14 protein-coding genes are annotated in these 15,381 nt (G+C 37.3%); 1 reads left to right on the top strand and 13 read right to left on the bottom strand.

Translation table 11 applies throughout. The features are described from left to right. Positions 1–108: 108 nt before the first annotated feature. Positions 109–1,119 carry a zinc-binding alcohol dehydrogenase family protein gene (locus IGI49_RS03615; protein WP_207703325.1) on the top strand — a complete coding sequence of 337 codons (1,011 nt, stop codon included), beginning with the start codon at positions 109–111 and terminating at the stop codon, positions 1,117–1,119. 16 nt (positions 1,120–1,135) lie between these two features. Here IGI49_RS03615 and IGI49_RS03610 read toward each other — a convergent pair whose 3' ends face one another. The 13 genes from IGI49_RS03610 to murC all read right to left on the bottom strand — a co-directional run bounded on the left by IGI49_RS03610 (position 1,136) and on the right by murC (position 15,300). Beyond that, a complete protein-coding gene (locus IGI49_RS03610) occupies positions 1,136–2,185 on the bottom strand; it encodes a lysylphosphatidylglycerol synthase transmembrane domain-containing protein (RefSeq protein WP_429963384.1) in 1,050 nt (349 codons plus the stop codon). A gap of 147 nt (positions 2,186–2,332) precedes the next feature. Next, complete coding sequence (pepT, locus tag IGI49_RS03605) at positions 2,333–3,562, bottom strand: peptidase T (protein ID WP_429963383.1); 1,230 nt, start codon at positions 3,560–3,562, stop codon at positions 2,333–2,335. Positions 3,563–3,584: 22 nt separating this feature from the next. Beyond that, on the bottom strand, positions 3,585–4,700 hold the full coding sequence (locus IGI49_RS03600; protein WP_429963382.1) for a Nif3-like dinuclear metal center hexameric protein: 1,116 nt from the start codon (positions 4,698–4,700) through the stop codon (positions 3,585–3,587). Further along, positions 4,687–5,397 (bottom strand): tRNA (adenine(22)-N(1))-methyltransferase, encoded by a 711-nt coding sequence (locus tag IGI49_RS03595; RefSeq protein ID WP_429963381.1) that lies wholly within the window; start codon positions 5,395–5,397, stop codon positions 4,687–4,689. The genes IGI49_RS03600 and IGI49_RS03595 overlap by 14 nt, the downstream gene beginning before the upstream one ends. Before the next feature lie 114 nt (positions 5,398–5,511). Further along, complete coding sequence (gene dnaI / locus IGI49_RS03590; RefSeq protein WP_429963380.1) at positions 5,512–6,438, bottom strand: primosomal protein DnaI; 927 nt, start codon at positions 6,436–6,438, stop codon at positions 5,512–5,514. Then, positions 6,438–7,766, bottom strand: a complete 1,329-nt coding sequence (locus IGI49_RS03585; RefSeq protein ID WP_429963379.1) for a replication initiation and membrane attachment family protein — start codon at positions 7,764–7,766, stop codon at positions 6,438–6,440. Before IGI49_RS03585 ends, dnaI begins: the two co-directional genes overlap by 1 nt. Before the next feature lie 64 nt (positions 7,767–7,830). Further along, on the bottom strand, positions 7,831–8,319 hold the full coding sequence (nrdR, locus tag IGI49_RS03580; protein WP_429963378.1) for a transcriptional regulator NrdR: 489 nt from the start codon (positions 8,317–8,319) through the stop codon (positions 7,831–7,833). Between the two features lie 94 nt (positions 8,320–8,413). Continuing rightward, positions 8,414–9,013: a dephospho-CoA kinase gene (coaE, locus tag IGI49_RS03575; protein ID WP_429963377.1), complete on the bottom strand. Its 600-nt coding sequence runs from the start codon at positions 9,011–9,013 to the stop codon at positions 8,414–8,416. A gap of 5 nt (positions 9,014–9,018) precedes the next feature. Beyond that, positions 9,019–9,849, bottom strand: a complete 831-nt coding sequence (mutM, locus tag IGI49_RS03570) for a DNA-formamidopyrimidine glycosylase (protein ID WP_429963376.1) — start codon at positions 9,847–9,849, stop codon at positions 9,019–9,021. Between the two features lie 45 nt (positions 9,850–9,894). After that, positions 9,895–12,534 (bottom strand): DNA polymerase I, encoded by a 2,640-nt coding sequence (gene polA, locus IGI49_RS03565; protein ID WP_429963375.1) that lies wholly within the window; start codon positions 12,532–12,534, stop codon positions 9,895–9,897. A 156-nt stretch (positions 12,535–12,690) separates the two neighbouring features. Next, positions 12,691–13,371, bottom strand: a complete 681-nt coding sequence (locus IGI49_RS03560; RefSeq protein ID WP_429963374.1) for a Bax inhibitor-1/YccA family protein — start codon at positions 13,369–13,371, stop codon at positions 12,691–12,693. Continuing rightward, entirely contained in the window at positions 13,364–13,819 is a 456-nt protein-coding gene (locus IGI49_RS03555; protein ID WP_207703368.1) for a MaoC family dehydratase, read from the bottom strand. The genes IGI49_RS03560 and IGI49_RS03555 overlap by 8 nt, the downstream gene beginning before the upstream one ends. A gap of 146 nt (positions 13,820–13,965) precedes the next feature. After that, on the bottom strand, positions 13,966–15,300 hold the full coding sequence (gene murC / locus IGI49_RS03550; protein WP_207703313.1) for a UDP-N-acetylmuramate--L-alanine ligase: 1,335 nt from the start codon (positions 15,298–15,300) through the stop codon (positions 13,966–13,968). Between the last annotated feature and the right edge of the window lie 81 nt (positions 15,301–15,381).

Raw genomic sequence — 15,381 nt, 5'->3', positions numbered from 1 at the left:
AAATTATACTCTTTTGGTCAGAATTGGTCAAAAGTTTTCTATTTGAAAAGCATAACTTTCGTAGACTTTTAAGTAAAATGCTACAATTTTATCAAAGGAGATGAGTAGATGATTTCTAGAGCCATTGGATTTGAGAAAGGGTTTGAATTATCAGAAGGTAATTTTTTTGAAACTTTCGAAATTATGCTGCCTAAACTAATGAAATATGACGTGATGGTTCAAAACATCGCGATATCAATAAATCCTGTTGACACTAAATTACGTCAAACAGGAAAAGGAACTAAAGCTCCTCACATTTTAGGTTTTGACAGTGTTGGAATTGTTACACAAGTGGGCGATCAGGTTCCTCACCTTGTTGCTGGCGACCGCGTAATTTTTGCGGGAACAACCAACCGCTACGGCAGCTACAGTGAAAAACAAATTGTGGATTCACGCATCGTTGCAAAACTACCGGAAAACATTCCTGCTGAAAAAGCAGCAGCCTTGCCCTTAACATTTTTAACAGCTTATGAACTACTTTTCGAGAAAATGGATTTGGTTTCAAAAGAAAACGGAAATGATGCAACATTATTAATCATAAATGGTGCCGGCGGAGTAGGTTCGATCATGATTCAATTAGCTAAGTGGGCAGGTCTTACAGTTCTAGCAACTGCTTCAAGGCCAGAAACAGCAGATTGGTGCGAGAAGTTAGGGGCCGATCAAATCCTGAATCATCATAAAGACTTGACTAAGCAAGTCAAGAAGTTAGGTTACGATGCCCTTCCTTATATTGCTGTCTTACATTCTTCTGACCATTATTATGATGAAATGGCTGACTTATTAAGTCCTTTTGGTTATCTTGGTTCAACTGTAGCAACTGCTAAGGATCATAATCTGGCTAAGCTAAAAGCAAAATCAGGCAGCTTTGTATGGGAGTACATGTTTGCAAAAACTGATTATGACTATCATATTAAGTCACAGGGAGAAGCCTTAACACTCTTAACTCATCTATTGTCTACCGAAAAAATTCAATCGACCCTGACCGAAACCTTAGATGGACTTTCCCCTGAAACATTTTATCATGCTCATCAAATAGTAGAAGCGGATAAAATGATTGGTAAATTGGTTATCCGCTATTAATACAAAAAAAGGAAGCCTATGACTGGTTGTCGGCTTCCTTTTTATTTTCTTTTGCTTCTTCAAATTCTGTTTTAATTTCTTTTTGTTTTGTCACTAGCACATAGACCATTCCTATAAAGAAAGGCATTAAGTAAGTTGCATACCTATAAAGCAGCAATGAGGATACAGCATCTACATTACTAACAACATGTTTAAAGAGCAAGACGTAAACAAATTCTAACCCACCAATGCCTCCAGGTGCTGGTAAAACTCCGCCTAAAGTAATTGTAAAACTAATAAGTGCTATCGACAAAGATAGTGAAAGGTTGGGATAACTCTGACTTAGAATAAAATAAGGAATAGCATACCAGACAGCTAGCTTAGCCATATTTGAGGCAAATACCTTAACCACTACATGTTTATTTTTGATAAAAGTTTGAATCGTTTCTCTCAATGAATAAAACTGCAAATTGGCCTTGTCTACAAGATCACGCCAGCGTTGTCTTTTAAAGATACGATTGGAAATTTTCACAAAAATTACTTGTGCACTGACATTCAAGCTAAAAAGCAATAATACTGTTACGATTGCTAACGTTACCGACATACCAATTAAAACCAGCATAATGCCATTCGGTACTTCTTGACGCAAAACATCTGATTCCAAGACCAAAAATACTAAGGCCCAAATCATAACAGCAATTTTATAAGTTACCATTCGTAAAGCAGTGACACCCGTTCCTTGTGAAAGCTTCAAGCCTTTTTTTCGATAATAGATAACTTCAGCTACTATTGACCCCGTTCCGAACGTGACCACTCGATAAAAAGTCGCATAAGCTGATCCAAAGAAACCATCCATAATTGTAAACGATGGATTATACTCTGAAGCAATATTTTTTATTGTGTAACCTTCAATCAATTGACTCACTACACCTAATACTGTAACACCTAATACAATTGGCCAGGATGTTGTCGTTAGTTCTTCGAAAATCTCACCTAAAGAGTCACGGATTACAAAAATTATTAATCCGATAACAACCAAAAATAAAAGGATGTTTAAGATCAACTTTCGATTAACAGAAAGATTCATTTGGGACCCTCATTCATCTATTTTGTACTAGCCTATCATACTATTTATTCTGGAGCAAAAAAACAAGTCTAAAAAACAAACTTTTTACGCAAAATCCTCAAGAGTAAATTGGGATTTTCACATAAAAAGTTTGTTCATTGTACTTAATTATTTTCCATTGTTTTCAATAATTTTGACGATGACGTCGACTGCCTTTTCCATCGTTTGCAAGGAGACAAACTCAAAACGTCCGTGCATATTTTCGCCACCGGCAAAAATATTAGGAGTAGCTATTCCTAAGAAGGAGATCTTCGACCCATCTGTTCCCCCACGAATTGGTTCAATTACAGGAGTAACATTAACTTCTTCCATAGCTTGTTTAGCCAATTCAATGACTGTCATGTCCTTTTCGATAATTTCGCCCATGTTGTAATATTGATCATACATATCAACTACAACACGCTCCACATCAAATTGCTGGTTCATTTCTTTTTGAATAGCCAAGATTTGCGCTTTGCGAGCTTCAAATTTTTCACGATCATGATCGCGAATGATATATGTCATTTTTGCTTCTTCAACATTTCCATCCAAAGCTAATAAGTGATAAAATCCTTCACGACCTTCAGTTTTTTCTGGTCGATCTGCTTCTGGCAACTGATTATGGAAATCAATAGCTAATTGTAAAGCATTAATCATGGTATTTTTAGCTGTACCTGGATGGACGTTCTTACCTACTAATGTGATAGTCGCTTGAGCTGCGCTGAAAGTTTCATATTGAAGTTCACCCAAAGGACCGCCATCCATAGTATAAGCAAAATCTGTATTAAATTGTTTAACATCAAATTTATCTGCTCCAACGCCTATTTCTTCATCCGGACCAAAACCAATACGAATTTCTCCGTGTTTGATTTCAGGATGATTGATCAAATATTCCATCGCGGTCATAATTTCAGCAATTCCGGATTTATCATCTGCTCCTAAAAGAGTTGAACCATCCGTAGTAATCAACGTTTGATCTTTATAATTTTTCAAGTTAGGAAAATCTTTTGTATTTAACGTATACTTTCCATTTTTGTCCAATTTAATCGTCGACTCACCATCATAGTTTTCTATGATTTGTGGATTCACACCCTCAGCATTGAAATCAGCAGTGTCCATGTGAGCAATAAAACCAATCTTACGTACCTTTTTGTCGATATTACTTGGCAAAGTTGCGATGACATATCCGTTACTTTCATTGTAAAGAATATCCTGCATCCCTATTTCTTCTAATTCCTTCATCAACTCATGAGCAAAAGCTACCTGAGTTTGAGTAGTTGGAGTGGTGGTACTTGTCGCATCAGAACGAGTTTCTGTTTTTACATAGCGTAGAAAACGAGGTAATAAATTTTCGTACATACTGCTTCTCTCCTCTTATATATTATTTAAAAGAAAAAGGATTGGTTGAGACTTCTGAGACATAGAATGAAACATCCCAATCCTCTTCGTCTTTCCATTGATTAAATAGTTCGACCATTTTTCTCTTGCACAAAGCTTCAATATAGTGCCCAGGATCAATAACCAACATACCTGATTCTTGCATATCATGAGCGGTATGATAATAGACATCTCCAGTAATGTATACATCAGCCTGCTGACGAAGAGCATCCTTATAAAATTTTTCAGCACTTCCGCCACAGATAGCTACTCGTTGAACGGTAGCTTTTGGTTGTTTCGGATAAACTACTCTTAGCCCATCCAAATTAAAAACCTTCTTTACTTGCTGAATAAATTCTTCGGTTGATAGGGGCGCAGCTAAAGTGCCTACACGGCCAATCCCATATTTTAACGGTGGATTATCTAGCTGATAAATATCGTATGCTGGCTCTTCATAGGGGTGAGCTGTCAGCATTGCTTCCACTACCTGCTCTTCTAAAATAGCTGGAAAAATAACCTCGATTTTACTTTCCTGAACCTGTTCCTGTCGATTCAATTCACCAATTGTCGGATTTGCCTCACCAACTGAAGTAAAGCGTCCAGTTCCTGAGAGTGTATAGGAGGTAGCTTCATAATTACCTTGCTTGCCAGCTCCTGCTTCGGCTAACGCTGTTCGCATCGCTTTACTATCGTCCATTGGTACATAAACGGCTAACTTTTTTAGAGGAATCGACTGACTCTCCACTAAATAAGTAGTATTTTTAACCTCTAGCAATTCACAGAACCAGTCGTTTAAACCATTAGGAATAATGTCCATGTTCGTATGTGCAGCATAGACAGCAATATCATGCTTTAACAAATCTACATACATTTTTGTTTGAAAATCATCCGTCGTCAAACGATCAATAGGGCGAAAAATAGGCGGATGTTTAACAATCAGCAAGTCAATCTTTTTTTCAATCGCTTCTGCTACTACTGCTGGACGAACATCTAAACTCATCATGACTCTTTGGATATCTTTATTTAAAGTACCAATGTGCAGCCCGACAGGATCCCCATCTTCTATTAACCATTCGGGACAATACTGTTTGAAACGCTCAATAAATTTACTTGCTTTCATCTAAAGCCTCCTTGATCCATTGAATCTCCCGCTCAACTTGAATAATTTTATCCTCAAGCTGCTGATCGCTTTTGGCTAAATTGGCACGAACCTTTTCTAGTTTTCCAAGCTGATGCTGCCATTTCTTCAAGAAAACAGTTGACCGCTCCTGCAATAAATGTGGTCCAAAAAGTAATTCATGTTGCGTGTAACTCGTAGTTGAATCTAGTTTTTCAGCTACCATCACTTCATAGATCTTGTGATGATCTTCAAGAATTGTCTCAGCAATAATTGTGTAGCCCTCTGCTGCTAACCACTCTCTCAATTGTTTTTCACCAACATTAGGCTGCAAAATCAATCTTTCTTTGCCTGAAAAGCGATGCATTCTTTTTCCACGCTCTAAAATATCTCGTATCAAAACACCGCCCATTCCACAAATTGTGACGGCTTCGATGTTATCTTCTAGGAAAACAACTTCCATTCCATCACCTAAGCGTATCTCAATAAACTGCTCTAATCCATTTTTAGATACTTGTTTTCTTGCTGCTTCATACGGACCTTGAACCACCTCACCAGCAATCGCATACTGAATTCTTTCATTCCGCACTAAAGCTATAGGTAAATATGCATGGTCGGAACCAATATCCGCTAGTCGAGCTTTTTTTGGCACATAATTAGCCACTACTTGTAAACGTGGCGATAATTCATTAGCATTCATTTCGTCACTTCCTATCATTGATTATAGCACTCATCAAAAAAAGAACCTCAAAAAAAGGCGAGTCAACTTCGCTTTTTAATGAGGTATTTTGTTTCTTCTCAGTAAATTCTTTTTTTAGCCATTTCGACGATTTTCACCGATCATCCAAATCTCACGACTTAAATAACGAATACGCTCCATAATTCGTTTCGCCTTCAATGGTTCTTCATCTCCCCGCTGCGTCACAGATAGATGCTCCTCCAATTGTATCATGTCAAAATTTGATGAAAAGAAAGTAGGCAGTTGTTCTTGCATGCGATATTGAAGGATGACTCCTAAAACATCGTCTCGAATCCAAGCACTCATTGAGTCAGCTCCAATATCATCGATCATTAAAATTGGAGCCCGCTTAACGCTGTCTAATTTCGGTCCAACTTTATCTGTAGAAATCGCTTGTTTCATTTCACCAGCAAAAGTAGGAAAATGAACTAACGTTGTCTCATACCCTTTTACTGCTAGCTCATGGGCCATGGCTCCTAGCAAGTAAGTTTTTCCAACTCCAAAATCTCCTACTAAATATAATGCTTTATGAAAATCCTTTGGAGCAGCATTATATTGGTTTATGAAATCTAAAGAAGCTTCTAATGCTTCACTTCGACCAGAAGTCACTTCAAAGGTCCGAATCGATGCCTGACGAATATCTTTAGGCATATCAACCGAGTTAATTCGATTGCGAATCTCTTCTTCTTTTTTGCGCATCAATAATTCATCAGTAGGAACATAGGTTACATCAATAAAATGAAAATTAAGCGTTAATTTAGGTTCATATCCAGGAGCGATCATAGTAGGATCATCTGCCAAAAATTTTTTCTTTTCTTGAACAAATTCGTACAGCTTGGCAAAGGATTTCTCGATATCTTCTTGTGTCAATTTTGCCTTATGTCGCTCTATAAAATCACGTACATCGGAATCTTGAAGTACTTCCTGCATCATTTGCTGGTACCTGCCATCTACTCCACGTGACTTAATAATTCGATTCAGTTCTTTGCCTACATCTTCCATCAGCTCTCACCCTCTTTGTTCAGATATTCCGCCAGCTTGCGATTCAACTCGGCCTCTTTTTCTGGACTAATCTTCTTCTCTTTTGGTGGTTCTTTAATGTGCGTCGGCAGAATTTCTTTTCTACCTTGTGTCTTCCGACCAGCAGCATTATTACGGCGATTGGTGGTCTTTTTCTTGACCAGCTTTTGGTCCGCTTGACGAACATGTACAATGGCTTCTTCTGGTCGTTGAATCTTCCTTTGAGCCCAATCATTAGCGATTGCATTCAGATAGTTTTGATTAATTACTGCCTGATTCTGAATCACTAATATGTAGTTAATTAGTATATTCACTACACTATTTGGAAATAAGTGACGACTCAGCAAATCTTCAATCAAGCGAATTTCTTGATTAGTTTCGTACCCACCCTTTTGCTTTTTAATTGCCTGCAGATATTTGATTGGTGGTATCCTTTCACTTTGACGAATTATTTCCTGTTCGGCCTTTGAAAATTCTCCTGATAAATTTCGATTATCAGCTAATTGTACTTCTGTCTCACCGTCTACGGATTTTATTTGTTTGCTTTTTACAATTAAATTTCTTAAAAAAGTTAACTGAATCTGATTTCGTTCACTGGATTTTACAGCAAAATCCAGCATTTCCATTTCATCAATCCCGTACATTTGATGTAAAGCCTCGATTTTTTTTTGATCTTCTTCCTCTAATGTCAAACTAAACTTCTCTAGCTGCTGATTGAAGAAGGTCCAGTCAAAAGTACTAGCTGCTACTTTTGGTTGAATAAATTTATCATGGGTATCATCAAATAGTTCCGTATTCGCAGCAAACCTCGTTTCTTCAAATCGATAACTATCGCGAAACCGTTTTGTAATGTTGGTTAATCCTTCTGTTGGAACTACCTTTCGACGGAAACGTTCAACTAATCGTTGAAAACGGCGTTCACCAATTTTTTCCATTAACAAATAACACATTAATGCGTCCTGAAAAAAATCGATAGGCATTAACGGAGGAATTAATTGATAAAATAGCATCATCCCCAATTCATTATCTTCTTTCTGAAAAGTATTTAATAAGCCGATACCTTCCAGCTTTTCACGGGCTTTCAACATTGCAGCTAACCCGTTATCTATGGCGGCCAATAAATCAGCATGCATCAACTCAGGGCTTTTTCCTTCGACTGTAATGTCGCTAGATAGGTTTAAATACAGACTCAGAGCTTCCGCACCTATAATCGGTTGGTATAAAAATAATAGTGCTTGCTGGCGGCTCTCATCCAGCAGAGGACTGCCATAGACGGAGTAAATAGTCGTTGGCTTTAATTCAGTTGTCACAAACTAGCCCCCTAAAATATTCAGTAACAATCAGTTCGATAATTGCCTCAGTTCCTGTCAAAGTTTAAAACAAATCCTGTTCTTTTCCATCAGCAGATTTGGCTTTATCTACGATTTCCTGTAATTCTTTTAAGAACACCGACATGTCCTTAAATTGGCGATAAACACTAGCAAAACGAATATATGCAATTTCATCTACATTCATTAAATCTTCCATGACATATTCACCGATTAAACTGGTAGATATTTCATTTTCACCTAAACCGCGAACACGATTTTCTACATGATCAACAATCTGTTCCATTTGCTCCATGGCAACAGGACGTTTTTCGGCCGAACGAATTAGCCCGCGCAGAATCTTGTCGCGATTAAATTCTTCCCGATCGCCATTACGCTTAACAACTAAAAGCGGTGTAGCTTCAATCCGTTCAAAAGTTGTAAAACGGAAACCGCAATTTTCACATTCTCTGCGTCTTCGGATGGCACGTCCATCATCGGTTTGACGACTATCAATGACTCTTGAGTTATTATGATTACATCTTGGGCAACGCATTTTTTCACCTCTCAGATGATAGTATTTTATTGTAACACGAGTTTATCATATCCTAATGGCTAAAAAAAGCTTTGTTATGCCATTTTTCGAATCTTTATTCAATAAAGGCTTGTTTTTTTAACCATTTTATCACTTGGTCAGCTGTTTCCTCTAAAGTTCCGCTATTATCAAAAATAACATCTGCCAGCTGCTTTTTTTCATTTAGAGGCATTTGGCTGTTAATTCGGTTCATTGCTTCCATTTCTGATAATTGATTTCTAACCATCAAACGTCTCAATTGAGTAGCATGATCGATATAAACAACAGCAATAGCATCCATTTGGTTTTCATAATGTCCTTCATAAAGTAAAGGGATATCAGCAATTACTAACGAATTACTTTTTCTGGCAACTTCTATCTGCCGATCAATTTCATTACGAATAAAAGGTTCAAGTGTTCGGTTAAGTTTTTTACGTTCTTCTTCATCCCTAAAAATAAGATTGCCTAATTTTCTTCGATTTAATGTTCCTTTAGGTGTAATGATCATTTCACCAAAAGCTTCAACAAGTGCAAAAAGACCGGGAGTACCTGGCTCGACAACTTCACGAGCCACTACATCCCCGTCTACAATAGGAAATCCAGCTGAGCGAAATACATTAACTACTGTCGATTTTCCACTAGCGATACCACCAGTAATCCCTAACACATAACTCATTTTTTTCACCTCTTCAGTTGTTGGCAATGTGGACAATAATGGGTTCCACGTTGAGCAACTTTCATCTTAGCTATGAGCGTCCCACAACGCGGGCAAGGTTTTCCAGTTTGTCCATATACATTAAGCTCCTGCTGAAAATGTCCGGCTTCCCCTAAAGCATTTAGATAGGTTCTGATAGTTGTCCCACCTGCTTCTTTTGCCTTATTAATGACAGCAATAATCGCTTGATGTAAAATTTCAACTTCTTTAGTTGTTAACGTATTGGCTGGCTGCTCTGGATGTATTTTTGACAACCACAATACTTCATCTACATAAATGTTCCCAAGACCCGCAACAATTTTTTGGTTCAACAACAAGGGCTTAATCATCGTATGCGCCTTATTTAAGCGAGTCTCAAACTCTGCTAAATCAAATGTTTCATTCGTAGGCTCAGGGCCTAACTGTTGAATTCCTTTATATTGCAAACCAGTATTTTTTTTCATTAAACTCATTCGACCAAATTTACGCACATCATTGTAAATTAATTCAGAATCATCAGTAAAAACGAAACGTATGTGACTATGCTTATCTAACGTTGTAGCTTCAGGGAAAAATTCGTATTTCCCTTCCATTCTTAGATGAGATACCATATCATAATGAGTAAAATGAAAAATTAAATATTTACCTCTACGGCCAACATCTTCAATAGTCTCTCCTACCAGCTCATTTCGAAACTGATCAACTTCTGGGGATTCAATGATTTTGGGCCAAAGAACATCGACCCTGCGAATAGTTTTTCCTATAACTAAAGAAACTAATCCACGGCGGACTGTTTCAACTTCTGGTAATTCTGGCACTTTTTTCACTCCTAAGGGAAAAGCTGGAAAAATTCCAGCTTCTAGTTATTTTGCTTCATACCAAGTTTTTCCCCAACTGCTATCAGTAACTAATGGAACATCCAGCTGTACAGTATTTTCCATTACTTCCTTAACTAGCTTATCTAATGTTTCTAACTCTGCTTCAGGTACTTCAAAAACTAATTCATCATGTACTTGTAACAGCATGTTCGCTTGTAGTTTTTCCTCTTTTAATCGTTTATCCAATTCAATCATAGCTAATTTTAATATATCTGCTGCGCTTCCTTGAATAGGGGTATTAATAGCTGTTCGTTCAGCAAATGATCGAACATTGAAATTACGCGAATTAATATCTGGCAGATATCGACGACGATTGTACAAGGTAGCAGAATATCCAAGATCCTTTGCTTCTCGAACACTTTCTTCCATATACCGTTTTACGTCTGGATAGTTTTCGAAATAAGTGTCAATATACTCCTGAGCTGCTTTCCGAGATATTCCTAAATTTTGAGACAATCCATAATCAGAAATCCCATACACAATACCAAAATTGACTGCCTTAGCATCCCGACGCATATTTGGGGTCACTTGATCTTTTTCTACACCAAAAATTCGCATTGCAGTACTAGCATGGATGTCCATGCCTTCCTTAAAAGCCTCAATCAAATGCTTATCTCCAGAAATATGAGCCAACACCCGTAATTCAATTTGAGAATAGTCAGAAGAATAAATTAACCAGTTTTTCTCACTGGGAACAAAAGCTTCTCGAATTTTCCGGCCCTCTTCCAAACGGATAGGAATATTTTGTAAATTGGGATCCACTGAACTTAAGCGACCAGTTTGTGTTAAAGTTTGCAAATAACGCGTATGCACTTTGTTATCTGATTGAATAACCTTCAAAAGACCCTCAACATAGGTTGATTGGATCTTAGCAATTTGTCGGTAATTCAAAATATCATTTACTATAGGAGCTTGTTCTCTTAATTGCTCTAAAACATCTACCGCAGTTGAATAACCCGTTTTCGTCTTCTTAATCACAGGAAGGTGCATCTTCTCAAATAGGATAACGCCTAACTGTTTTGGTGAATTGATATTAAATTCTTCGCCTGCTTCTTCATGAATCCTTTGCTCAATTTCCTGAAGACGTTTAGAAAACTCTCCGCGCATACTTTGCAGGCGTTGAGCATCGACCTTGATACCAATAATTTCCATTTCAGCTAAAATACGCGACAGCGGTAATTCCATCTTATAGAACAGCTCATCCTGTTTCTTTTCTTCAAGTTCTTCTCCAAGATGGTCACTTAAATAGTTGATTGCTTTGATTTTACGTGCCAAATGATTGTAGAAAACTTCTTCATCTTCTGGCAAACCCTTTTTAGCACCTTTTCCGTAAACCTGTTCATCTGGTTGAATTTCCGTATAGCCATAATGCTGTGCTACCCCAGCGATATCATTGCTATTATCGTTCGTATCTAAAAGATATGCTGCTAACAATACATCAAAGTTTATGCCTTCGGTTTTACCGATGTAACGATTTAACGCTACATAGGTACGTTTGGCATCATAAACCTTCTTGCTATTTGATTCTTCTAACCATAATTTAAAATCAGAATTGTCAAAAATAGCTAAATCGTCTGTCACATATACTTGTTTCTTAGTTCCCCAAGCTACACCAACAATATCTGCAGTATGATAATTATCCTCAAGCATTTCTACATATAAGCCAGCATCTGGAGAGAACATGGAAGCATCATACTCATTGACAACTTGATACATGATATCTTCCAATTCGATCGGTTCCTCTTCAATATTCAATTTACTTAAAAATTGTTTGAAGTCCATATCTTTGTAAAAAGTTACCAGCTTGTCTAAATCCTTGCCAAAATAAGCCAGGTCTTCTAGCGAAATTGCTACTGGAGCATCTGTTATGATGGTTGCAAGCTCTTTAGACAAGAAGGCCTGATCTTTATCGTTGATCAAATTATCTTTCATCTTGCTTTGTTTCAGTTCATCAATATTTTCATAAACACCTTCAACGCTGCCATATTCCTTCAAAAGTTTTATAGCTGTCTTTTCACCAACCTTAGTCACTCCTGGATAGTTATCGGAAGTATCCCCAGCTAATCCCTTCATGTCAATAATTTGATTAGGTGTCAGTCCATCATATTTCTCCGCTACATGTTTTGGTGTGTAAGACTCAATATCGCTGACACCCTTTACAGTAATATCAACAGTAACCTTATCGCTAGCCAATTGAGTCAAATCACGGTCACCAGAAAGGACCACCACATCAAAATCAGCATCAGAAGCTTGCTTTGCTAAGGTTCCGATGATGTCATCTGCTTCATAGTTATCTAGTTCGTAGTGCTTAACACCTAAACCTTGTAATAATTCACGAATATAAGGAAGCTGTTCTCGAAATTCACCAGGTGTTTTTGAACGTCCACCTTTGTACTCTTTGTACATCTCTGTTCGAAAAGTAGTTTTGCCTGCGTCGAAGGCTACTAAAACATGCGTTGGTTTTTCCCTATCCATCACATTTTCGAACATATTGTTAAAAGCATAGATTGCATTGGTGTGCAATCCGTTTTTATTTTTAAACTTTTCCAACGAATTATGCAACGCAAAAAACGCACGAAAGGCCACACTGTTTCCATCTACTAGTAATAATTTATTTTTAGCCATTGTCTCGACTCCTTTACGTTTTCATTTTAACAAAGTATTCCCTACTTTGGAAAGCATCCAATCCCTTAAAAAAATTTTCGACTTTTTCAAACTTTTAGTCATTTTGTAAAACCTAAAAAAACTGTTACTCATGAAAAAAAGGCGATTGCTCGCCTTTTAATTATTATTACCGAAAATTCGCAAGAATGAGATAAACAGATTGATAAAATCAAGGTACAGTTGCAAGGCCATGAAGACCGCTACCCCTGAACCAGCCTGACCATTAGTTTGCTGATAAATTCTGCGAATCATTTGATTGTCATAAGCTGTAATTGCTGACATTATAACTACCATCAAAATAGAAATAAATAGATCTACCACACCACTGTGTAAGACAAAGATATTCAAGAACATTGCTATGATAATCCCTATTAAGCAGCTAAGTGCCGCCCGGCCAATGCCAGATAAATCACGCTTAGTAAAAGTACCGATTAACGACATTGCAACAAACGTTACCGATGCTGTTACAAACGCTTGGGTAACTGTTCCAATATCATACATCGCTAATGTGACAGCTATAGTCAATCCATTCAATACAGAATAACCAATGAAACCGCCAATCGCTAAGCTAGGATTTGATTGGGCCTTAGCTCCTAATATAACTACCAAGATAATTTCAGCAATCCATAAACCGAAGAATCCTAAAGGGAATCCGTTGATAAATGCTGCAACTTGATTGGTCATTGGACCTAACGCCAAATAAGAAATAAATGCACTAATGCCAATTCCTAGTGCTAGATAACCATAAATTTTCCCATAAAATCGATTTAAGCCCGTTACTGCTTGTTGATTATTCATTTGTTTCCTCCTCCAATTTAAACGCAGGTGGTTTCACCATTACTACAGCATCTAAAATTCGTTTTTCTTCACTATTTTCTGCTTCAACTGATATGGTTACAACATCCTTCATTTTGTCTACCTTAATTACTTCAAATTCAAAAGTCAGAGTCTCATAATGATACACTGGATCAATAAAATTGATCGAAAAATTTACGACATGAGAACCTGGACCAGGCAGATGTTTAGAAATAGCACTAGTAATAATACCCATCAGCATGATAGATGGAACTACCGGCCGTTCATATTCAGTATCTTTGACAAAATCATGTTGGATGTATAATGGATTTGCATCATTGGTTAAGCCCAAATATAAGAGCAACTGATTGTCTTCGATTGATTCCGTTAAGGACAGCGAGTCGCCTTCTTCGATTTCATCAATCGTCTTTCCAATTTTTCTCGCCTTCATATTGTACAAATCATTTCCCTCCGTTGTTTAATCTAATACATATTTTATCAGAATGCAGTAAAAACACAAGAAGCTTCCATTTTAGTCATATACTTAAGATACTAAAAAACCGATCTAACCTTGATTGATTAGATCAGTTAAAGTTTTTATAATACGTTTCTAGTTGTATTACTTAATAGGTTTTCATAAGCTCGTTCAAACCGTTGGACGTCACCAGCTCCCATAAAGATCACTACTGCATTCTCATAGTCCAATAACGGAGACATATTGTCTTCCTGCATCACTAGCCCACCCTTTTGAATCTTATTGCCAAGATCCTCAATTTTCACTTCTCCGCTAGTTTCGCGGGCTGATGAAAAGATGTCTAAAAGATAAACATGATCAGCCTTATCTAAAGCTTCAGCAAATTCATCAATCAGAGCAATTGTCCGGCTGAATGTGTGAGGTTGAAAAACAGCAATTAATTCTTTCTCAGGATATTTTTGACGAGCAGCATCAATGGTTGCAGTAATCTCCGCTGGATGGTGCGCGTAATCGTCAACAATCACCATGTCTGCGACTTTTTTCTCGCTAAAACGACGTTTCACTCCAGAAAATGTCAACATTTCTTCTTTTACTTTATCCATGTCTAACCCTTCAAAATAGGCTACAGCTATTACTGATAAAGCATTCAAAATGTTGTGTTTTCCAAATGAGGGTACAGAAAAACGTCCAATAAAACTTTCTTTGTGATAGACGTCAAAAGCAGAACCGTTAGTAGTTCGTACGATATTACGTGCTTGAATATCATCGTCATCAGATAAACCATAAAAATAAATTGGCACATCTGATTTTAACTTACGCAAATATTCATCATCACCATAGGCAAAAATTCCTTTTTTTACTTGAGACGCCAAAGTTTGGAAGGCTTCATAGACGTCATCAATACTTTTGAAATAATCAGGATGATCAAAATCAATATTAGTCATGATCGCATAATCAGGAGAATACGCCAAAAAGTGACGTTGGTATTCACATGCTTCAAAAGAGAAAAATTTAGCATCTGGTACGCCGTGACCTGTACCATCTCCAATTAGGTAGCTAGTTGGTGCGATTCCGCTAAGTACATGTGAAAGCAACCCAGTTGTGCTTGTCTTGCCGTGAGACCCAGTTACTGCAATGCTAGTATAAGGTTGGATAAATTGTCCAATAAAATCATGGTAGCGGACAATCTCCAAACCTAACTCTTTCGCACGAACAATTTCTTCGTGAGTATCAGGAAAAGCATTGCCGGCAATAATAGTCATTCCCTCTTGAATATTATTTTTATCAAATTGCAGAATACTAATTCCTGCTTTTTCCAAATCCCGTTGAGTGAAAAAATATTTTTCAACATCTGACCCTTGCACCTTGTAGCCTTTTTCAAATAAGACTAATGCCAGCGAACTCATGCCAGAGCCCTTAATTCCAACAAAATGATAAAGCGTATCCTTGTTATTCATCTTATCCCTCTATCCTCTTCTTTGGTACGTTTATTCGTTTCACATTATCGTATAAAAATGACAAAATAGCAATTTTTTCTT

It is taken from the genome of Enterococcus sp. AZ071 (assembly GCF_050499065.1).
GTDB classification, from domain to species: domain Bacteria; phylum Bacillota; class Bacilli; order Lactobacillales; family Enterococcaceae; genus Enterococcus_A; species Enterococcus_A ferrettii.
This window is presented reverse-complemented; position numbering and strand designations above follow the sequence as displayed.